Annotated in this window: 23 protein-coding genes and 1 other annotated feature; of the genes, 21 read left to right on the forward strand and 2 right to left on the reverse strand. The window is 48.2% G+C overall.

Translation table 11 applies throughout. From position 1 onward, the window contains the following. Positions 1-12 precede the first annotated feature (12 nt). From BLV33_RS00255 to leuS, 10 genes are all read left to right on the forward strand, one after another. Entirely contained in the window at positions 13-630 is a 618-nt protein-coding gene (locus BLV33_RS00255) for a YqeG family HAD IIIA-type phosphatase (RefSeq protein ID WP_366414699.1), read from the forward strand. Positions 631-665: 35 nt separating this feature from the next. Next, the gene (yqeH, locus tag BLV33_RS00260; RefSeq protein WP_090786753.1) at positions 666-1781 is read left to right on the forward strand and encodes a ribosome biogenesis GTPase YqeH; all 1116 of its coding nucleotides are present in this window, start codon (positions 666-668) and stop codon (positions 1779-1781) included. A 22-nt stretch (positions 1782-1803) separates the two neighbouring features. Beyond that, on the forward strand, positions 1804-2670 hold the full coding sequence (gene aroE, locus BLV33_RS00265) for a shikimate dehydrogenase (protein WP_090786756.1): 867 nt from the start codon (positions 1804-1806) through the stop codon (positions 2668-2670). Between the two features lie 10 nt (positions 2671-2680). Further along, positions 2681-2974 carry a ribosome assembly RNA-binding protein YhbY gene (yhbY, locus tag BLV33_RS00270; RefSeq protein ID WP_090786759.1) on the forward strand — a complete coding sequence of 98 codons (294 nt, stop codon included), beginning with the start codon at positions 2681-2683 and terminating at the stop codon, positions 2972-2974. A gap of 36 nt (positions 2975-3010) precedes the next feature. Then, positions 3011-3598, forward strand: a complete 588-nt coding sequence (locus BLV33_RS00275) for a nicotinate-nucleotide adenylyltransferase (RefSeq protein ID WP_090786763.1) — start codon at positions 3011-3013, stop codon at positions 3596-3598. Next, entirely contained in the window at positions 3588-4181 is a 594-nt protein-coding gene (gene yqeK / locus BLV33_RS00280) for a bis(5'-nucleosyl)-tetraphosphatase (symmetrical) YqeK (protein ID WP_090786766.1), read from the forward strand. The genes BLV33_RS00275 and yqeK overlap by 11 nt, the downstream gene beginning before the upstream one ends. Before the next feature lie 24 nt (positions 4182-4205). Continuing rightward, positions 4206-4553, forward strand: a complete 348-nt coding sequence (rsfS, locus tag BLV33_RS00285; RefSeq protein ID WP_090786769.1) for a ribosome silencing factor — start codon at positions 4206-4208, stop codon at positions 4551-4553. Beyond that, entirely contained in the window at positions 4550-5452 is a 903-nt protein-coding gene (locus BLV33_RS00290; protein ID WP_090786773.1) for a CvfB family protein, read from the forward strand. The genes rsfS and BLV33_RS00290 overlap by 4 nt, the downstream gene beginning before the upstream one ends. Before the next feature lie 77 nt (positions 5453-5529). Next, positions 5530-6288, forward strand: a complete 759-nt coding sequence (locus tag BLV33_RS00295; protein ID WP_090786775.1) for a class I SAM-dependent DNA methyltransferase — start codon at positions 5530-5532, stop codon at positions 6286-6288. Positions 6289-6351: 63 nt separating this feature from the next. Beyond that, positions 6352-6617, forward strand: a binding site (T-box leader). 70 nt (positions 6618-6687) lie between these two features. Continuing rightward, complete coding sequence (leuS, locus tag BLV33_RS00300; protein WP_090786778.1) at positions 6688-9147, forward strand: leucine--tRNA ligase; 2460 nt, start codon at positions 6688-6690, stop codon at positions 9145-9147. A gap of 4 nt (positions 9148-9151) precedes the next feature. On the opposite strand, the gene comER is transcribed toward leuS, so the two are convergent. Then, positions 9152-9979: a late competence protein ComER gene (comER, locus tag BLV33_RS00305; RefSeq protein ID WP_090786780.1), complete on the reverse strand. Its 828-nt coding sequence runs from the start codon at positions 9977-9979 to the stop codon at positions 9152-9154. Between the two features lie 114 nt (positions 9980-10093). Here comER and BLV33_RS00310 point away from each other — a divergent pair, with 114 nt between their 5' ends. From BLV33_RS00310 to holA, 7 genes are all read left to right on the forward strand, one after another. Continuing rightward, positions 10094-10693 (forward strand): ComEA family DNA-binding protein, encoded by a 600-nt coding sequence (locus BLV33_RS00310; protein ID WP_090786783.1) that lies wholly within the window; start codon positions 10094-10096, stop codon positions 10691-10693. Positions 10694-10834: 141 nt separating this feature from the next. Continuing rightward, positions 10835-11347 carry a deoxycytidylate deaminase gene (locus BLV33_RS00315; protein WP_090786787.1) on the forward strand — a complete coding sequence of 171 codons (513 nt, stop codon included), beginning with the start codon at positions 10835-10837 and terminating at the stop codon, positions 11345-11347. 456 nt (positions 11348-11803) lie between these two features. Next, positions 11804-13117, forward strand: coding sequence for a ComEC/Rec2 family competence protein (locus BLV33_RS29755; protein WP_253186923.1), 1314 nt, complete (start codon positions 11804-11806; stop codon positions 13115-13117). Beyond that, the gene (locus BLV33_RS29760; protein WP_253186924.1) at positions 13056-14327 is read left to right on the forward strand and encodes a ComEC/Rec2 family competence protein; all 1272 of its coding nucleotides are present in this window, start codon (positions 13056-13058) and stop codon (positions 14325-14327) included. The genes BLV33_RS29755 and BLV33_RS29760 overlap by 62 nt, the downstream gene beginning before the upstream one ends. A gap of 296 nt (positions 14328-14623) precedes the next feature. After that, a complete protein-coding gene (locus BLV33_RS00330) occupies positions 14624-15172 on the forward strand; it encodes an RNA polymerase sigma factor (protein ID WP_090786793.1) in 549 nt (182 codons plus the stop codon). After that, positions 15169-16386, forward strand: coding sequence for a zf-HC2 domain-containing protein (locus tag BLV33_RS00335; RefSeq protein WP_090786795.1), 1218 nt, complete (start codon positions 15169-15171; stop codon positions 16384-16386). Before BLV33_RS00330 ends, BLV33_RS00335 begins: the two co-directional genes overlap by 4 nt. 202 nt (positions 16387-16588) lie before the next feature. Continuing rightward, complete coding sequence (holA, locus tag BLV33_RS00340; protein WP_090786798.1) at positions 16589-17608, forward strand: DNA polymerase III subunit delta; 1020 nt, start codon at positions 16589-16591, stop codon at positions 17606-17608. 74 nt (positions 17609-17682) lie between these two features. Here holA and rpsT read toward each other — a convergent pair whose 3' ends face one another. Beyond that, complete coding sequence (gene rpsT, locus BLV33_RS00345; RefSeq protein ID WP_090786801.1) at positions 17683-17955, reverse strand: 30S ribosomal protein S20; 273 nt, start codon at positions 17953-17955, stop codon at positions 17683-17685. A 192-nt stretch (positions 17956-18147) separates the two neighbouring features. On the opposite strand from rpsT, the gene BLV33_RS00350 reads away from it, so the two are divergent. The 4 genes from BLV33_RS00350 to BLV33_RS30370 all read left to right on the forward strand — a co-directional run bounded on the left by BLV33_RS00350 (position 18148) and on the right by BLV33_RS30370 (position 20530). Next, positions 18148-18738, forward strand: coding sequence for a TetR/AcrR family transcriptional regulator (locus BLV33_RS00350; RefSeq protein ID WP_090786804.1), 591 nt, complete (start codon positions 18148-18150; stop codon positions 18736-18738). A 318-nt stretch (positions 18739-19056) separates the two neighbouring features. Beyond that, positions 19057-19404 carry a DoxX family protein gene (locus tag BLV33_RS00355; RefSeq protein ID WP_090786806.1) on the forward strand — a complete coding sequence of 116 codons (348 nt, stop codon included), beginning with the start codon at positions 19057-19059 and terminating at the stop codon, positions 19402-19404. A 109-nt stretch (positions 19405-19513) separates the two neighbouring features. Continuing rightward, positions 19514-20338: an SDR family oxidoreductase gene (locus tag BLV33_RS00360; protein ID WP_171908960.1), complete on the forward strand. Its 825-nt coding sequence runs from the start codon at positions 19514-19516 to the stop codon at positions 20336-20338. A gap of 78 nt (positions 20339-20416) precedes the next feature. Then, positions 20417-20530: a DUF6526 family protein gene (locus BLV33_RS30370; protein WP_290439068.1), complete on the forward strand. Its 114-nt coding sequence runs from the start codon at positions 20417-20419 to the stop codon at positions 20528-20530. Positions 20531-20553 lie beyond the last annotated feature (23 nt).

Genomic DNA, 20553 nt, shown 5'->3' on the forward strand with positions numbered 1-20553 from the left:
CGTCCTGGACGAGTGGCTTTTCAATATGCAAAAAAGCTTTATGCAAAAGCTTTTTTGCACGCAAAAGGTCAATTATGGTATAGTTTCGTATATATCGAGCAACATTTGGAGGGAATTTGTTTGCTGCAAAAGCTGGTGCCCAAACAGTCCGTAAACACAATTTACGATATTGACGTTCAGCATTTATGGAATTCCGGCATCCGGGGAATTATAACCGATCTTGATAATACACTTGTTGGCGCTCGCGATCCGCATGCTACACCCGAGCTCGTGGAATGGTTGAAACAGCTGCAGCTGCTCGGCTTCAAAGTCGTGATTGTTTCCAATAATCATCGAATGCGGGTTTCAACATTTGCGCAGCCTTTGAATGTTCCTTTTATCTTTAGGGCCAGGAAGCCGACCAACATCTCCTTTCACCGAGCGCTCAAACTGATGGAAACGGAAGTGCAGCAAACAGCAGTAATTGGAGATCAAATGCTCACGGATGTGCTCGGCGGCAATCGGATGGGGCTTTTTACGATCCTGGTCCTGCCGATAAATGCCAGGGATGAAGGCTTTTTTACCAAGATCAATCGTCGAATTGAAAAGCTGGTCCTGTCCAGATTGAAAAAGATAAATAAAAAAGCTTGAGCAAAGAGTGTCCAATAGGGTTATCGGGAGGATTCATGATCAAAGAAGAAACGATTTACTGCACCGGATGCGGAGTGACATTACAAAATGAAGCCACTGGCAGTTTAGGATATGTACCTGCCGAAGCCATGCAAAAAGAGCCCATTATATGCCAGAGATGCTATCGCATAAAGCATTATAATGAGTCATCAAGCATTACCCTCAAGCAGGATGATTTTCTAAAGCTGCTCGGTTCTATCGGACAGGCCAAAGCGCTTGTTGTCAATATCGTTGACATTTTTGATTTTGAGGGAAGCATGATCAGCGGGCTGGCCCGATTTGTGGGTAATAACCCGATTGTGCTGGTCGTTAACAAAATCGATCTGCTTCCCAAAGTGACGAATACGAATCGAATCATCAACTGGGTGCAGCGCCGAGCCAAGGAGCAAGGGCTTAAAGTCGTGGATGTGGTCCTCTGCAGCGCGAAGAAAAACATGGGCTTTGACCGTGTCATAGCCTCCCTGCAAGAGCATCGCGGAGACCGTGATATTTATGTCGTGGGAGCGACGAATGTCGGAAAATCAACGCTGATCAACCGATTGATCGCTGATTTCAGTGACTTGGAAGCGGAGCTTACGACGTCCCATTACCCGGGGACAACGCTGGATCTTGTCAAAATTCCACTTGATGATGGAAAATCTATCGTCGATACGCCTGGAATTGTCTACGAGCATCGTCTGACGGAGCTTGTATCCAAACGCGATTTAAATCGCTTGATGCCGGACAAGCCGCTGAAACCGATGGTCTTTCAGTTAAATGAAGGACAAACCCTGTTTTTCGGCGCTTTGGCCCGAATTGATTTTATCAAGGGTGAGCATCAATCGTTCACTTGCTACACCTCCAATGCGATACAAATCCATCGTACCAAATTGGAAAGGGCTGACGAGCTTTATGCGGAGCATAAGGGCGAGATGCTGGCTCCTCCGAGCAAGGCCGACCTCGAAGAGCTGCCCAAGCTGGTCAAGCATCCTTTTCATATTCCAAAAGGCAAGAAAATGGATGTCCAGATTTCCGGCCTCGGCTGGATCAAAGCGGGCAGCGATCTCGGCGCCGACCTTGCGGTCCATGCTCCCAAGGGTGTCAAGGTCGTTCTCCGCGAGTCCTTGATATAATCTTTTTATTCGGAGGACAATAATGATAAGCAATCGGAATCTAGATAGTCACACCACGCTTTACGGCGTCTTCGGCGATCCAGTCCGCCACTCACGTTCGCCGCTGATGATGAACCGCGCTTTTCAGGAAATGGGCATCAATGCGGCTTATGCAGCGTTTCATGTGAAGCCGGACGAACTCGGTAATGCCGTCGCAGGCATTCGTGCTCTTGGCTTTCGAGGTGTGAATGTAACGATTCCGCACAAAGTCGAAGTGATGCGGCATCTGGATGCGATTGACGAAGGAGCCAGAAGGATCGGCGCTGTGAATACGATCGTGAACGAGAACGGAAAGCTCACCGGTTTTAATACGGACGGGATTGGATATGTGCGTTCGCTGCAGGAAGAAACGGGCATAGAGCTGGAAGGGATGCGCGTACTGCTGCTCGGAGCAGGCGGAGCTGCAAGAGGAGTCGCTTTTTCTCTGGCGAAGGCAGGAGTGAGGCGCATTGTGATAGCCAATAGGACCATAGATAGAGCGATAGAACTTGCTACCGCAATCGGTGAGTTTACCGATACCGAAGGCACTGGATTGGATGATCTGGCTGACAAGATGGGGAGCGTCGATATAATCGTCAATACTACATCCGCAGGGATGCATCCACATGTTGCAGAGCTGCCGATGAATTCAGAGCTGATTGAATCTGAACATATCGTCAGCGATTTGATCTATAATCCGCGGATCACCCGCTTTTTAAAGGAAGCCGAAGCCCGCGGCGCCAAAATTCATGGCGGTCTTGGCATGTTTATTTACCAAGGAGCTTATGCTCTCGAATATTGGACCGGAAATGCAGCACCTGCAGCTGCGATGAGGCATATCGTAGAGCAATCCTTACAAGAACAAGAATAGAGGGACTCACATGTTAACTGGCAAGCAAACCAGATATTTACGTTCGATGGCACATAACCTCAACCCTATTTTTCAGGTAGGTAAAGGCGGGGTCAACGATCACTTGATTCGCCACATCGAAGAAGCGCTGGAAGTTCGGGAGCTTATTAAAGTAACCGTGTTGAACAACAGCGGCGAAGACCGTAAGGAAGTTGGCGCAGAGCTCGCGGAAAAAGCCCATGCAGAGCTGGTTCAAGTCATCGGTAAGATCATCGTGCTGTATAAGGAATCTCGAGATCAGAAGAAGATCGTACTTCCGGAGTAAGAGATTCAGTTTATTGAAAGGTCTAGAGGTGGTAGCATGCGGGTAGGCATTATGGGAGGCACCTTTGATCCCATTCATACCGGTCATTTAATCGCCGGGGAACGGGCAAGGGTTGGCGCTGGACTGGATCAAGTATGGTTTGTGCCAACGAATGTCTCGCCTCACAAATTGGGAGCGCCCAAAGCCACGACGGCTCAAAGGTGGGACATGGTATGCCGCGCGATCGAGGGAAATCCCTATTTTTTCCCATCTGATATCGAAATACAAAAAGGCGGCGTATCTTATAGCATGGATACCATTGAGCTGTTAGTGGAGCGCCACCCGGATGTTGAGTTCACCTATATCATTGGGGCCGACATGGTGCAGTATTTGCCCAAGTGGCATCGGATTGAAGAAATCGTGCGAAAAATTCGCTTCGTCGGACTGGTAAGGCCGGGCTACAAGCTGAAAACGGAATTGTTGCCTGCAGCCATACAGGCCGTGCTGCAAATGGTCATTATGCCTCAGATTGATATTTCCTCATCCATCATTCGTCAGGAACGTCAAAACAAGGGCTCCATCCGCTACTGGGTGCCGGAACGAGTATACGAGTACATTGAGGTGAATGGTTTATATGAATCGTGAGCAGCTGATCGAAGCAGTCAGATCGCAAATGCCCGAGAAACGCTGGCTTCATACCCAAGGCGTGATAGATACCGCGGTACAGCTGGCAAATGAATTTGGCGCTGATCCGGGAAAAGCCGATTTGGCAGCCATTTTACATGATTATTGCAAATATTGGCCTATTCAGGAACAAGCCAGAATCATCAGCGAGCATGATTTGCCGCAAGACCTGCTGGACTATAACAAGGAGCTTTGGCACTCGCATGCTGGAGCCTATATCGCTCAGACCCGGTTCGGCATTGATGATGAAGCCATTTTGGACGCTATCCGTTACCATACATCAGGGCGGGAGCATATGACAATGCTGGAGAAAGTCGTATGCCTGGCTGACTATATCGAACCGGGACGTGATTTTCCCGGAGTGGACAAGATCCGAGAGCTGTCCAGGATCAGCTTGGATCAGGCATTAATTGCAGGCTTTGATACGACTATTGGATTTCTGCTCAGCCAAGGAAAGCTGATTTATCCATTGACGATAGCCGCACGCAATAATTTGCTGAGAGAAGGCAAAGCTGTAGATAAGACATTGCTGGAGAAGGAATGAGTAAAAAGGAGCTGGATGAGAAGCATGAGTTTAAACCCGGAAGAAGTTATGGCTTTGGTCGTTGATGCTGCAGAAGATAAAAAGGCCATGAATCTGATTACCTTGAATTTGCAAGGGATTTCCCTGATAGCCGATTACTTCGTGATTTGCCACGGAAACTCGGAAACTCAGGTACAAGCCATTGCCTCGGAGGCAAGAAAAAAAGCGCAAGAACATGGAGTTCATATCAGAGGGTATGAAGGCATTGATACGGCAAGGTGGGTACTGCTTGATCTAGGAGACGTCGTCATGCATGTTTTCCATCGGGATGACAGGGAGTATTACAATATTGAGCGGCTTTGGTCCGATGCCAAAATTGTGGAGCATGTATGAGTATGGAAGCGGGAACGCTTGTAAATCTTGAGATTGCCAGAGAAGTCCCGCCGAATGGGTTCTTTTTAACGGACGGTGAGGAGGATGTGCTCCTCCCCTATAGTGAAATCGTGAGTGAAGACCGGATTGCGGTCGGCGATCATGTGGAGGTATTCCTTTATTTTGATACGCTGGACCGATTGACGGCCACGATGAAGACCCCGCTGATTATTCTGGGCGAGGTAGGCCTGCTGGAAGTGGTCGATGTACATCCGCGGTTTGGTTATTTTCTGGAAATGGGGCTGGGCCGCCATCTTTTGCTGCCTTATAGACATGTTCCGGAAATGGAGGAGCTGCGGCCGCAAGTGGGTGACCGTCTTTATGTAACCTTGTCTCATGATAAGCAAGGTCGTTTAGTCGCTTTACTCGCAGGTGAAGAAGAGCTGGAGCAGCTGTGTATGAGAGCACCTGTCTCATGGAAAAACCTGTGGGTGGAGGCTCGAGTATACAAGCCGCTGCAAATGGGTTCTTTTGTCGTATGTGATGCTGGAGTGCTGGGGTTTGGGGTCATCGGCTTGATCCCATCCCATGAAAGAACAAGACTGCTGCGTGTAGGTGAACAAGTGAAGGTGCGGGTCACCTTTGTGCGTGAAGAAGACGGCAGGGTCAATCTATCTATGAGACTGCCCAAGGAGCTGGGGCTTGACGAAGATTCACAGCGCATTCTTGAGATGCTGAGGGAACGCCAGGATGGGGGAATGCCTTACTCGGACCAAACACCGGCAGATATCATCAATGACCGGTTCGGCATGAGCAAATCTGCATTCAAGAGAGCACTCGGCAAGCTTATGAAAGAAAATAAAATTGTTCAAAAAGAAAACTGGACTTATCTGAAGGAAGACGAAGAGGGGTCTCAATAAGGTTAAATAACCCAGAGGACCAAAGCATACCAAAGCAACCCGCAAAAAAAAGTTCAGGAAATGGAGCTGTCGCATCAATGAGCTACGAACGATTTGCCTATGCATATGACCGCTTGATGCGAGAAATGCCTTACAGTGATTGGCTTCGTTTCGCTGGAGAAGCCTGGAACCAGTACGGACTAAAGCCGAGAACTATCGTGGATCTGGGATGTGGAACTGGCAATATCGCTATTCCTCTGGGCTTGGCGGGGTTTGATGTAACGGGTATTGATCTGTCTGAAGATATGCTAGCTGTGGCCCGGCAGAAAGCAGAACAACGTTCATTGCTCAAAGGCGGCCTGCTAACGTGGGTTCATCAGGATATTCGAGAATGGCAGCTGGTGGAACGGGTAGATGCTGTTATCTCTTTTTGTGACTGTTTGAATTATTTGCTGGAGGAAACGGATATCGTTCAGGCATTTCAACATACGTATCGGGGCCTTAAGCCAGGTGGCTTGTTCCTCTTTGATGTCCATACCCCGAAACAATTGCAGAATTACGCGGATGATCAGCCTTTCTGCTTAAACGAGGAGGACATCGCTTATATCTGGACCTCCGAGTACGATGAGAAGCGGATGGAAATCGATCACGCACTGACCATTTTCGTCCAAGATGAAGAGAAGAAAGATTCGTTCCAGCGTATTGAAGAGCATCACTCGCAGCGGGCCTATCCGCTCAAATGGCTGGAGCAGCAGCTGCTTGCCGCTGGGTTTTCCGAAGTTCGGCAGGCCGCTGATTTTCGTTGGCAGCTGCCGATCCCTTCTACGGAACGTGCCTTTTTTGCGGCGCTGAAATAGCTATAGCCGATGACTTGACATCGCAGCCATTTTTTACATATAATCAAAAGAAAATCAAGCAGCAAAAAGGCAGCGAAGAGGAATAGTAGCTCTTGCAGCATCTTGCAGAGAATCGGGCAGTGGGTGGAAGCCGATAGATGCAGCTAAGTGAACTCGCCTCAGAGCCAAATGGTGAACACTGAATCGTTCATGGTCGCTCCGAGATCATCGAAAGATACGGGAATAACCGGATCGTTTCGCCCGCGTTAAGGGTTAGAGTGAACACAGGCAAAGTATGCCGCGTGTTAACTAGGGTGGTACCACGGGAATCCAAACCTCTCGTCCCTAGCGATATCCGCTAGAGATGGGAGGTTTTTTAGCGTCAATTAAAATGTGTGAAAAGCTCAGGAGGAGTCAAACATGTCACAGGAAACTAAAGAAACGAAAGAAAATCAGGGCTATAATCCACTGGTCGTAGAGCCGAAATGGCAAGCGTTTTGGGATAAAAATAAAACGTTCAAGGTGCTGGAAAATTCGGAAAAGCCGAAATTTTATGCGCTCGACATGTTTCCGTATCCATCAGGAGCAGGGCTGCATGTAGGCCATCCGGAGGGTTATACGGCTACCGACATCGTGTCGCGTTTTAAGAGGATGAGGGGCTACAACGTACTTCATCCCATGGGATGGGACGCGTTTGGGCTTCCTGCTGAGCAGCATGCCCTGAATACCGGTGAGCATCCGCGTGAATTTACAATCTTGAACATCGACAACTTCCGCCGCCAGATTAAGTCGTTCGGGTTTTCATACGACTGGGACCGTGAAATCAGTACGACGGATCCGGAGTATTACAAGTGGACTCAGTGGATTTTTATCCAGCTCTATAAGAAAGGCCTCGCCTATGTAGATGAAATCCCGGTAAATTGGTGTCCTGCTCTTGGAACTGTACTCGCTAATGAGGAAGTTATCAATGGCCTTAGTGAACGAGGTAATCATCCGGTTATCCGCAAACCGATGCGCCAGTGGATCTTGCGGATTACCGAATATGCAGAGCGGTTGCTGGAGGATTTGGAGGAGCTGGATTGGTCCGAAAGCATCAAGGATATGCAGCGCAACTGGATCGGCAAGTCTAAAGGCGCTGAGGTGCGATTTGACATCGAAGGATATGCGGGGAGCGGACTTACCGTATTTACAACGCGTCCGGATACGCTGTTTGGAGCTACTTACTGTGTGCTCGCGCCTGAGCGTGAGCTTGTCAGCAAGATAACTACTGCGGATCAAGTCGCGTCTGTCAGTGCCTATCAAGAAAAAGCATCCCATAAAAGTGATCTGGAACGGACGGATTTAGCCAAGGACAAGACGGGCGTATTTACTGGAGCATATGCCATTAATCCAGTAAATGGCGCTAAATTGCCAATCTGGATCGCCGATTATGTATTGGCTGGATACGGCACAGGGGCTATTATGGCCGTTCCGGGCCATGACCAGCGCGACTGGGAATTCGCCAAGCAATTCGATCTGCCCATTGTAGAAGTCGTGCAAGGCGGAAACATTGAGGAAGAGGCTTATACCGGAGATGGAGAGCATGTGAACTCCGAGCTGCTGAACGGTATGAAGAATGAAAAGGCAATAGCCGCGATGATTGAATGGCTGGAGCAAAACGGCAAAGGCCGTGGCAAAATCACCTACCGCTTAAGAGATTGGCTGTTCAGCCGTCAAAGATATTGGGGAGAGCCGATTCCGATTCTCCATTTGGAAGACGGAACCATGACTACCGTTCCAGAGGATCAGCTTCCACTCTTACTTCCGGATTTGCAGGAAATCAAACCGTCGGGTACGGGTGAATCACCGCTTGCCAATGCAGCAGACTGGGTCAACACCGTCGATCCGGTAACTGGTCTTAAAGCTCGCCGTGAAACGAATACGATGCCTCAATGGGCGGGAAGCTGCTGGTACTATCTGCGCTTTATCGATCCTCGCAATGACAAAGAGCTTTGCTCACAGGACAAACAGCAGCAGTGGCTTCCGGTTGATCTGTACATTGGCGGAGCCGAGCATGCGGTGCTTCATCTGTTGTATGCGCGTTTTTGGCATAAAGTGCTTTATGATCTTGGCATTGTTGCAACCAAAGAGCCTTTCCACAAGCTGGTCAACCAAGGCATGATCCTTGGCGAAAATATGGAGAAAATGAGCAAATCCCGCGGAAACGTGATCAATCCGGACGATATAGTCGGAGAGTTCGGAGCGGATACACTGCGCATGTATGAAATGTTCATGGGTCCGCTTGAAGCAACGAAACCATGGAATTCGACGGGTGTTGAAGGGATTTATCGTTTCCTCAACCGAGCCTGGAGATTGATTGTCAATGAAGAAGGCGGATTGCAGAGCAAAATCAGCCCGGATGAATTACTAGGCAGCGACGCCTTCAAGCGCACTTGGCACCGGACGGTCAAAAAATTGACCGAGGATTATGAAGCTCTTCGCTTTAATACCTCGATCAGTCAATTGATGATTTTTGTCAATGAGGCTTATAAAACCGAGCGTCTTCCGCTGGAAGCTATGAAGCATTTTGTCCAACTGCTTTCACCTATCGCTCCTCATTTGGCCGAAGAGCTGTGGCAGAAGCTTGGCGGAACAGACAGCATCACATATGTGCCTTGGCCAGCTTATGACGAAGCCTGGACAGTCGATAACGAAGTCGAGATCGTCGTTCAAGTGAACGGCAAGATTGTGGATCGCGCCTTGATTTCCAAGGATATGGAAGAATCCGCCATGCAGGAGCTTGCGCTTGGGCTTGATAAAGTCAAAGAGGCGAGCACTGGGAAAGCCGTTCGCAAAGTCATTGTGGTCAAAGGAAAATTGGTTAATATCGTAGTCGGTTAATCACTTATACCTTAAAGCCAAGTGAAATTTCGGACTTGTCCAGGTCCTCTTTGTATTTGGTGTGAGTGGCCTGCACAACACGGTTAAACACACCTTGCAGCTCACTCTGCAGAACGCTGATGCCTTCAGCGGTAACCCCGCCAGGAACGCTTACGCGCTGCTGGAGAGCTACAGGTGTAAAACCACCGGTTGTGAGGAGTTTTCCAGTACCCAGTATCATCTCACTGGCTAAAAGCCTGGCTTCAGCATAGGGAATCCCGGTTTCCTTCACAGCAGCATCAATAAAGCACTGAATCAAAAAGCTAAAAAAAGCAGGGCCGCAGCTCGACAAATCCGAGCATATGCGAGTGTTCTCTTCAGCTATACGGATAGGCGAGCTAATGTGCGCCAGGAGATGTTCCAGCAGCACTTGATCATCGTTGTCTATTCGGCTTCCGTACATGCACAGCGCGGCCCCGCTTAATACATAGTTCGTTATGCTTGGAATCACCTTGCTGATTTTGGCCGGCAGCAGCTGTTCCAATTGACTGATTGCTACCACGCTTGTAATCGAAACTACGATTTGACTGGGCAGCAATGCCAATTGAATCTCGTCAATCACCTTTTTGTATTCTCCGGGCTTGATGCAAAGGAAGATCAGGTCGCTTTTACTCACCACATCTATATTGGATTGTGCCCGCTCCAGCCCCGGATATAGCTTTGCAAGCTGATCCACCTTATCCGGAGTTCGATTGCTGGCGATAATTTGCTTCGGATCCAATGCTCCAGATTGAATGAAAGCCTCGATGAGTATACTCCCCATGCTCCCGGTACCAATGAATCCCGCTATCATCATGAAATCCCCCTCGAAAAAGTCAAACATTTTATCTCATTATCAAATGGGTCTGGCCTGTGACAATATATATGAAAAAGTTAATTTTTATATGCCAATGGAAGGAGGGAATTTGTGATTTTATTCCTAAAAAAGAGCAGGAATACGATGCTGGCATCGGCTGCAGTTTTATTTCTCATTGTACTTGTTTGGCGTTATGGACAGGGTAGGAATATTGCTTTACAGACGGGCTTTAAGCCTGTAAATGAACAGATGCAGCAGTTGATTGACCAGGGGAAAGAACAAGCCCCAGTGCGATCCAACAGTGATAAAACATTAAACACCCCAGGCGCATCAAAAAGTGAATCCAAGCCGACTTCTACCCCAATAGCATCCAAAAGTGAATCAGAGCAAGCTGCAATCCCAGACGCATCAAAAAGTAGATCAAAGCCAGCTGCCTCCCCAAAAGCGTCCAAATCGACAAGTCCATCGAGTGCTCCGTCATCCATTCCTAAAACAGCTGCCAAAACAACCGACAAGATAGACTTGAACTCGGCAACCTTGGAGCAACTGGATGCTCTCCCCGGAATAGGAGAAAGCAAGGCAAAAGCCATACTGGCCTACCGGAAGGAAAAAGGAAGCTTTACAAAAATCGAGCAGCTGCTTGAGATTAAAGGAATCAGCGAGAAAATGCTGGCTGCATTAAAATCCTCGATCTATATCGGTCCGCGTTGAGACAGCCTTTTCAATTCGAAGGTTTTATGAGAAAATAGCGAGGAAATGATTTGAATGTCAATCGGAATCTAGAACATGGACGACATCTGTTATGATCTGAATCAGGCCATTGCAGCAAGCCAAAAATAACGGAGGAAGTCAATGACAAACCGTAAAGATTGGGATACATATTTCATGGACATCGCCTACATGGCTTCCACCCGTTCGCAGTGCAACCGCAGGCATGTTGGAGCCGTATTGGTACAAGGCAAAAAGCTGTTGGGAACCGCCTATAACGGCGCACCCATGGGCATCCCGGACTGCTCGGAAGCAGGCTGCATGCTGGTCGAGGAAATCGAGCTCAAAATAGTGGACGGCCAGGAAGAAGTTATTCGCAAGCAGCGCTGTATCCGCACGATTCATGCTGAGCAGAATTTGCTGCTTTTTACAGATCGAGAGGACCGCGAGGGCTCCACTGTTTACGTCACGGACCAACCGTGCTGGACCTGTGGCAATATGCTGGCCAACAGCGGAGTGACGGAAATAGTGTATCACCGCCCCTACCTCAAAGACAGCGACAAGGTCATTTACCTCATGAAGCACCGCGACATTTCTTTTCGCCGCATGGATGCCTATGTGCCGCCTCCAGGAGTTATAGAGCAAGTTAGCAAATAGATTATGGGAGTAGAAAAAGTAACAGAAACAAGACACAAAAGCAATAAAACATGAGGAAGAACCTCTTTCAGCACGGTGTTGCCGTGAGGAAAGGGGTTCTTTTATTTTGTCTCATGCTGGAACGATGAAAAATATACTTCTTCCAGCATGAGATTTAGAGAGGAGGAATCTCTGGAAAGATCTTTTTCATCGTTCCAGAGGCCAATATGCCTCCAATAAAGCCCAACCAGGGGCTGCAAAGATGGTTTTCATTCTTGTGGAGAGATTGGCGATGTAGCTCCAATGTGGAAGAATGTTTTTCATGCTTCCACAAATTCTCACGATGCTGCTTTTGCAAAACTAACTAGTTTGAGGTCGTTAAATTGAAATTACAAATTTGTGAAATGAAGGGACTTACGTAATGTATAAGATAAGCGCAGCGTCTGAATGGAGTTACCTGAGTGGAGGGGGAGCAGCATGAAGCGTCCAATCGTGCTTTTCGTGTGCCTGTGGATAACAGGCTACGTGCTAGCGATCTACACGACAATCCCGTGGCTGTCGCTGCCCTCGAGCCTGCTTCTGGCCGGAGCCGCAGCAGCCTGGTTCCTGCTCCGGCTGCCCGCCGGGCTGCCGGTCTGCGCCCTCCTGCTGGTCGCCGTATCCTGCGGATACTGGCAATGGGCCGACCAGCGTAACGTCACCGCTCTGCCACAGCAGCAGCAGCGGCAGAGCGAGCCCGCGGCCGCCGCGCTGAGCGGCCGGATAGCCGGCCCTGTCACTGTCGATGGCGACAGGGCCAGCTTCGCTGTGGAAGCGGAATCCATCCGCTTCCCGGAAGAGAACGCGCTCCCCATGCGGGGAGAGCGCGTTCAGGTGTCGCTGCGCCTGCTCCGCCCGGAGACCGCCCGCAACTTCGGCGGCTTCGATTACCGCCGCTACCTGCGCCTGCACCATACCCATTGGCTGATGACAGCCAAAGGTACGGACCAGGCTCAGGTCGAGCCCGCCGCGCTGCGCTTCGGAGTCGCCTTGCTGCTGCGCTGGAACGACGAGCTGCGCCTGGCTTTGGACGGGCGCATGAACAGCATCTTCCCCGAGCGGCAGGCGGGGATGATGAAGGCGATGCTGATCGGCCTGCAGGACGATCAGAACCCGGATCGCTTCCAGCAATTTTCCGAACGGGGCTTAACGCACATCCTGGCGATTTCGGGACTCAATGTAGCCGTGTTTTTGGCGGTATTCATAGGAATCATGCGCAAACTCGGATTGGCCAAAGAAACTTACCTGCTGTACGCCATGCTGCTGCTGCCATTTTACATTCTGATTACCGGAGCTTCGCCCTCCATCGTTCGTGCCGGACTCATGGCCATGATTGCCCTTTATGCGGCCAGGCGGGGGCTGCTAAAGGATGCCTTCCACATAACCGCGCTGGTCGCATGGCTGATGCTCCTTTGGAATCCATATTACTTACTCGATGTCAGCTTTCAGCTGTCCTTTCTGGTTACGCTTGGCCTCATCCTCGGTGTTACCCGAGTGAGTAATTTGCTTCCCGTCTCATCCCCGGTCATCAGGAATGCTTTAGCGATAACGATCGTTTCACAGCTCATTTCTTTTCCGATTTCGATTTATTACTTCAATCAATTTTCATTGCTCTCCTGGGCAGCCAATACGGTTCTCGTTCCCCTGATCAGCCTTGTGGTTTTTCCGATGGGATTTAGCAGCCTTAGCTTTGGGCCTCGTTTATGTGCCGCTTGGGAAAGCAATCGCCTTTCTTTTATCCTTTTTGAATGACGGGATCTTCGCTGTTACTGATTTTCTGCAAAGTCTTCGCTCCCTTCAAACTATTTGGCCTTCCCCGGACATAACCTGGATCGCGGCTTATTACACTTTTCTGGCTCTTCTGTACCTCCTATGGAAAAAAATAAAACAGGCTAAGGCAGCCAAGCTATACCTTGACTTTTTACATGGAGATTCCGCCCCATCAGAGCCAGCCGCTCCTTTTGACCCGAATCAAATTTCATTAACCGCTGATCCGATCCGGCAGCTGTTCAGGCTACGGATCTTTCTTCTCTTCACAATATCCGGCTTTGCTTTGCTCCTGTTTATCGGCTACACTCCGGACCGCTTCAGCAGGAATGGACTCGTCCAGTTTATGGATGTAGGGCAAGGGGACAGCATATTGATCCGCACACCCGAAGGGAAGCATATCCTGATCGATGGCGGCGGTACGCTCAGCTTTCACAAACCAGGCGAAGATTGGAAAATCCGCAGAGATCCTTATGAGGTAGGCCGCAAGCTGCTGGTTCCATTATTGAAAAAGCGCGGTGTCCACCAGCTCGATACGCTGATCCTTACACACCAGGATGCCGACCACAGCGGCGGGCTGCAGGCCGTATTGGAACAAATACCCGTCAAGCAATGTTTATTTAACGGAACGCTTAAACCGAATGAGGGTCTAAAGAAATTATTCAGAACGGCATTAAAACGAAATATCCCTTTGATAGCCGCTGATCCAAGCCACATTATGTCCATGGATGCAGGAACCCAAATACAGTTTCTATATCCGTTTCTAGCCGAGAACAATCAAATCCGGGTTGAAGCTCAGCAAAACAATCAATCCCTTGTTTTTCTTTTGCAAATGGAGGCTACAAGGTGGTTGTTTACAGGAGATATGGAGATGAGCGCGGAGGCGCTTTTATTAAAAGCATGGAAAGGAGAGACTGAAAGGCCACCCTCAGTTGCTGCGAATGTTTCTATTGATGTATTAAAAGTAGCGCATCATGGAAGTAAAACCTCAAGCACTGAAGAATGGCTTAAATACTGGAATCCACGTTATGCGGTTATCTCAGTTGGAGCTATAAACAGCTATGGTCATCCTTCACTCGAGGTGATCGAACGCCTCAGAGAACATCAGATAGGTGTATTTCGTACGGATCAAATGGGAGAGGTTCAAATTGGGGTTCGAAAGGGTTCTCTGTTTCAACGCATAAAACTGCAGTGAAGAACAGTACTATAAAAACATAGTACTAGGTGACAAAGCTATCCATGTCTACAATGGTAGTTAGTCGGGAGGCCCGCTTTCGAAGAGGCCGCTTATATGGAGCTGATTCATTTGAAACTTTTTGAATCGTCATTCGTCTACTTACAAAGGAGCTGTGACGGTGGATTTGGCATGCTTGCATGTATACCTATGTCAGGTTTTTTGCTATTCTTATATAGCATCCACAGTTTTACTATAAATGTGCAACATTATGAGCGGCAAGGCCGTCTATATGGTTGCAAGAGGGAGGGATCCCAATGATAGCGCCCGAACTGGTCAGGAATGCCAAATCCGGTGATCGAGAAGCTCTCATTACCCTGTTGCGCGAAATGGAAACACATGTTTATCGAACCGCCTATTATATCTTGGGGAATGAACAGGATGCCATGGACGCTTCTCAAGAGGCGCTTATCCGCATCTATACAAAAATTGATTCCTACGAAGAAAAGGCGCTTTTTAAAACATGGGTACAACGCATTGTAACTAATATTTGTATAGATAAATTTCGCAAAGCCAAACCGACAATTTCCATAGACGAGCTTGAGATGAGTTTTACTTCGCACTCGAATGTCGAAGATGAAATTATGGGTGATTATTTGGCGAAGGATATCCGTGAGGCGATCGACAAGCTGCCGGAGCATCATCGTTCCGTAGTTGTGCTTCGCTATATGCAGGATTTTTCTTACCACGAAATCGCGGAGTCCCTTAATTTACCCTTAAACACGGTTAAGTCATATCTTTTCAGAGCAAGGCAGCAGTTGCAAACCTTACTCCAAGAATATCAGAAAGGAGGTGTTCGGGGATGAATTGTCAAGAGGTGATCGAGTTCATGCAAAGACAACTGGACGGAGATTTGGATGCTCAGGAAGAAGCGCAGTTAGCTGACCACCTGAAGCTTTGTTCAGAATGCGCGGAAATGCATCAACGGCTTAAGCAATTATCCAGCGAGCTGACAAATTTGCCTAAAGTAGTACCTGCCTACAGCTTGGTTGATGCCATTTTGCCCAAGCTCGTTGAAATCGATATGCAAAATTCGGTTAACAGCCCAAGTAATCCAAATACAAATTACATACCAACTGCTGCTCAGGCGCCTCATTCAATCCCTAGGACACGTCGTTTCGGTTCGAGTTTTTCTTGGAGAGTAGCAGGGGGCGTAATTGCTGCTGGATTGGTGCTGGGTATCTTTTTATTCCAAACCAACCATTCAAGCTCCGATCAAGCTGACGGGTTGCTTGCTCCGCGCAACAAAGACCAAACGGCTTCCAGTGCTGCCGGCACTCAAAGTGCAGACAGCAAGAATCCGGAAACCAAAGGGAAACTTAACGCGGACTCACCCAAAGCGTATGGGCCTGCTGCTTCCGCGTCAAATAAATTGGATAACTCCGCGCAAAGCGGGTCGAATTCAGCGGCACCCCATGCAACTGAAAAATCAGTTCAGCCTTCACAGAATCCGACTGCTAATAATGCTGCTAAACCTGATCAAAAAAGTACAGGGACAACAGGAGCCTCAGGAACTACAGGAGCTACTGAAACCTCGGGAGTTGCAGGAGCTGACAAGTCATCAGCAACTCCAACGGCATCGGCACCTGCCAAAGGTCAAGAAAGCTCAGGTACCCAAGCAACTGCATCGCCGGCAATCGCCGTCGATCCGAAGGTTACGGATAAGCGAGGATCGACAGTCCAGCCTTCTCCTTTGCCTGCAGCTGCGGCAATCGCCTCACCAACTCCTGACCCAACAGGAAACCGAACGATGTCTATAGCTTCGCTTATGCCTGAAGAGACACTCCAATCGAAGGACGGCAAATATTTGGCAGCTATCGAGCAGCATAAAGTGACAATTAAGAATCAAGATTCACAGGAAATCATTTTCACCTCCGAACGAGTTTGGAGAGAAACGGACAAGGTTACTTTAATGGTATGGTCCGAAGACGGAAAACTGACCTATCAGGTTACTAATGATACCAGTACACAGAATTTTGAGATCGATGCTGTTCATAAATCGGAAGCTTTACTGAAATAATTCAGCAACACCCAGGCACCATTTGTAATCCTTAGCGTATGCTAAGATATGGATGAGGAAAGCTCGGTGTTACGGTCACTTGGCACACGGTTTCTAGAGCCTTGCTGCCGGTGTTTAAATAAAGCAAAGGGATTGCGGCCAAAATCGGAATGATTTTGACGGAATCCCTTTGTTGTTGGTAAGATGTAGTTGAGGTGGAATCATGGATCCGAAGAAAGCATTAAAAGACATCAAGGCCGGTAAGCCAGAGCCTGTTTATTTGTGTTTTGGACCGGAAAAATATAGAAGACAGGGCTTTGTTCAAGATTTAACCGAGGCTATGTTCGAGCCTGGAGACAAAGAATTTGCGGTCAGCAAATTCGATTTGAATGAAACCAGTCTTGCAACTGTACTGCAGGATGCCGAGACCCTGCCTTTTATGGTGCCTCGGAAGCTGGTTATCGCTTCCAATGCCACGTTTTTTACAGGTGCCAAAGACAGCAGCAAAGTAGAACACAATCTGGACAAATTGCTTGAATACATGGCCTCTCCGGTGGACTATACAGTGATTGTTTTTACAGTTGACGCTGATAAGCTTGATGAACGAAAAAAAGTAGTAAAGGCGCTCAAGGAGCGCGATGCAGCCCTTCCGTTTCTTTCCTTGAATCCGGACGAGCTGAAAGAGTGGGTTCAGCGGCGGGCTGATCAAGCAGGCTTTGTCTTTCAAAAAGAGGCCGTGGATCAAATCATTCTTTACACAAGCGGCCATTTGCAGGCACTTTCTGCGGAAATTGAAAAGATTTCCCTGTATGTTGGGCAAGGCGGAACAGCCACTACGGATGTGATTGATCAACTGGTAGCCCGCAGTACAGAGCAAAATGTGTTTATCCTTATCGAGGATATCGTGCAGTTGCGGCTCGACCGCGCATTTGTCATTCTGGAAGAGCTGCTTAAACAAAAGGAAGAACCGATTAAAATTGTTGTTCTGATCGCCAGACAGTTTCGCATCATGCTGCAAGTCAAGGAGCTCAGTAAGCAAGGGTATTCCCATCCGCAGATGGCCTCCCAAATCGGTCTGCATCCCTTTGCCGTTAAGGTCGCTGAAGGGCAGGCCAAAAAATATGATACGGCCAAGCTTGGGCAGATTTTGTCGCAGCTGGCGGATCTCGATTATCAGATGAAAAGCGGACGGATCGATAAGGTGCTGGGACTTGAGCTCTTTTTGCTGAAGCTTGGCGCATAAAGCCTGGAGCATGAAAAAAAGTCCATCCTCTGCACAAGAGAGTGGACTTTTGTCGTTTATGTTTGGGGTTTAAATTAAGCTTGAGCCGAAAGTGCGTTCAACCTTTTGGCTAAACGAGACTTTTTGCGGTTAGCGGTATTTTTATGGATTAAACCTTTGGAAGCTGCTTTATCCAATTTCTTGGATGCCACAACTAGAGCTTCCTTGGCGGAATCAGCATTTTGACCTGCAACCGTAGTTTCAAAAGCTTTCACGGCTGTACGCAGTGCGGACTTTTGAGAAGCGTTACGAAGACGGCGCTTTTCGCTGACCTTTACTCTTTTGATAGCGGATTTAATATTTGGCATTGACGTTCACCTCCTACTTCATAAAACACGTTCAACGTTACTTTCGCTGACAACTTTAAGTATTCTACCATGATGGATGTGAAATTGCAAGAACAATGCATCATCCTCTATGTTGACATTGAGTGCGTCCACACTCATAATGAATGCATAGCTGGCGACCAATATTGTCAATAATGCGAGGGAAAAAAATAAATGGAACTCCGCGATAAAATAATCGAAGCAGCCGAGCAGGTCATCCGAACCAATGGGCTTTCCAAGACGACAACCAAAGAAATTGCCCGAATCGCCGGTTGTTCTGAAGGATCTTTGTATAACCATTTTCAAAGTAAAGAGGATCTTTTCATACAGATCATGAAAAGGCATTTGCAAGTTTATCTTGCCGTCTTACTCAAGCTTCCCGGCAGAAAAGGAACCAGAACCGTTAAAGAAAATCTGGAAGAAATAGCACTTGCCGCGCTCAATTTTTTTCATTTGTCAATCGTAATGACAGCATCCATGTTCACAGAGCCCGATTTTCTCGCCCGCCATAGGCAGGACTTCCAGCAGCGGAATGAAGGCCCTCACCGATCTAACGAAATCGTAACGATTTATGTTCTTGCCGAACAGAAGATTGGCAGGGTGAACTCCGACATTAATCCTCGCAGCATGGCCGATCTTCTGCTTGGAGCTTGTTTTCAACACGCCTTTCACCTGCAATTTTTAGGTGAGGACGAGCCTGAAGAGGCGAGGAAACAATTTGTTGAAAATATTTTGAAGGGGCTCATGAAAGGACTTTTGCCTTGAACGCTTTCGTTCTTGACAAAAACAAATCATGCTTTTATAGTAGTAAGTGAGCACACACTCAGAATGATATTTATGTGCTTTAATGAAATAATTGTATTTATAATGTATTATGGGTGAGTACCCACTCATAATACATTAAATCCAAATGAAGAGGTGAAGAATGGTGGTTTTCATTACAGGTTTAACTGGTACGGCGGGTAATCATGAGGTATCATCTATCTATTGGAAAGCAGAGACTTACATTAACACACAACAGCTGAAGGTATGGCCACTACTCAAATGTTGTGGCATTATGCGAAGCAGAAGGAGATGTCTATAATGTATATCGCATATATCGTTATCACTGTCCTGAATATCGCCTATAACGTATTCGGAGCCGTATGTGACTTAATTCGCTATAAGCCGATCGTCACAGCCATGGAGAAGGCGAAAGTACCGATATCTTGGTTGCCTACTCTAGGCTGGCTCAAAGCAGCGGGAGCGCTCGGACTGCTGGTAGGCTTCGTCTTACCAATGATCGGGACGGCGGCAGCAGTTGGAATTGTTCTGTTCTATGTCTGTGCTATCATCACTCACTTGCGCGTAAGAGACTACTCGTTCGGTTTAGCAGCTGTGTTCCTTCTGCTGTCCGTGGGGGCGCTGACATTGAGATTAGTCAACGTCTGAAAGAATATTCGATTCCGCTATGGCACCGAGTTCGGCGATGCTTATCAGTATGTTATGGGTGCGTACTCACTCAAAAATGGAAATCCAATCTAATGAAGAGGTGAAGAACATGATTTTAGTTACAGGTGCTGCGGGAACAGTTGGCAGTGAGGTTGTTCGGCTGCTGCACATGGCCGGCTGCGAGGTGCGGGCTTTGAGCCGCAATCCGGAGAAGTTGAGTTTACCTGAAGGTATAGATGCAGTATATGGGGACCTGGCGAAGCTGGAGAATATTGGTGCGGTTCTGGATGGAGTGGAAAAAGTATTTTGGATGCTGCCGATGGACGCCGACTTTAATTTCCCGCAGCTGGCCCGGCAGTCCGGGGTTCGGCATATCGTGCTGCTCTCTTCGCAAGCGGTCGATATTGGCCAGGAAAACGCCATAGCGCGCCTCCACTTGAACGCCGAGCAAGCAGTCCGGGAATCGGGCGTGTCCTGGACATTCCTGCGCCCCGGAGGCTTCATGACCAATTCACTGCAATGGGCAGATTCGATCCGATCCGAGGGTATTGTCCGGATACCCTTTGGCGATATCAGCAGTCCAGCGATTGATTCACGGGATATTGCCGCCGTTGCCGCTAAAGCTCTAAGTTCAGATGGGCATGAAGGAAGGATTTATACATTATCCGGACCGGAAAAGGTTACTCCCAGACAACAAGTGGGCATCATCGGCGACATTTTGGGCCGCAATCTCGGTTTTGAAACGATCCCGGACGACATCGCTCGTGAATTCATGCTCAAGCGAATGCCTGTGGAAATTGTCAATGCTCTCTTTGACCTGAGTAGTCGAAGTCAAGAATTTTCGGCTGTACTTCCTTCGGTTGAAGAAGTAACAGGTCGTGCTCCTTACACCTTCAAGAAATGGTCGGTCGACCATATTGACGCTTTCCGGTGAGCTCCGGAATTGAATCTGTTTTATGATCATTTAGCAAAAGGATTTAGGAGGATTTGCTCATGAAACTGAAATCACAAAATTACGCTAACCACGTTTCCCGTTTTATGCGAAAAAGCGCTTCGGGAACAGCTGTCGCCTAATGCCATCAAGCGTGCGATCAATAATTGGAAAGCCGATTACGACCGTGTATAACGTTAGATTTTAAGTGAATATGT

Source organism: Paenibacillus sp. GP183 (genome assembly GCF_900104695.1).
GTDB lineage: Bacteria > Bacillota > Bacilli > Paenibacillales > NBRC-103111 > Paenibacillus_AI.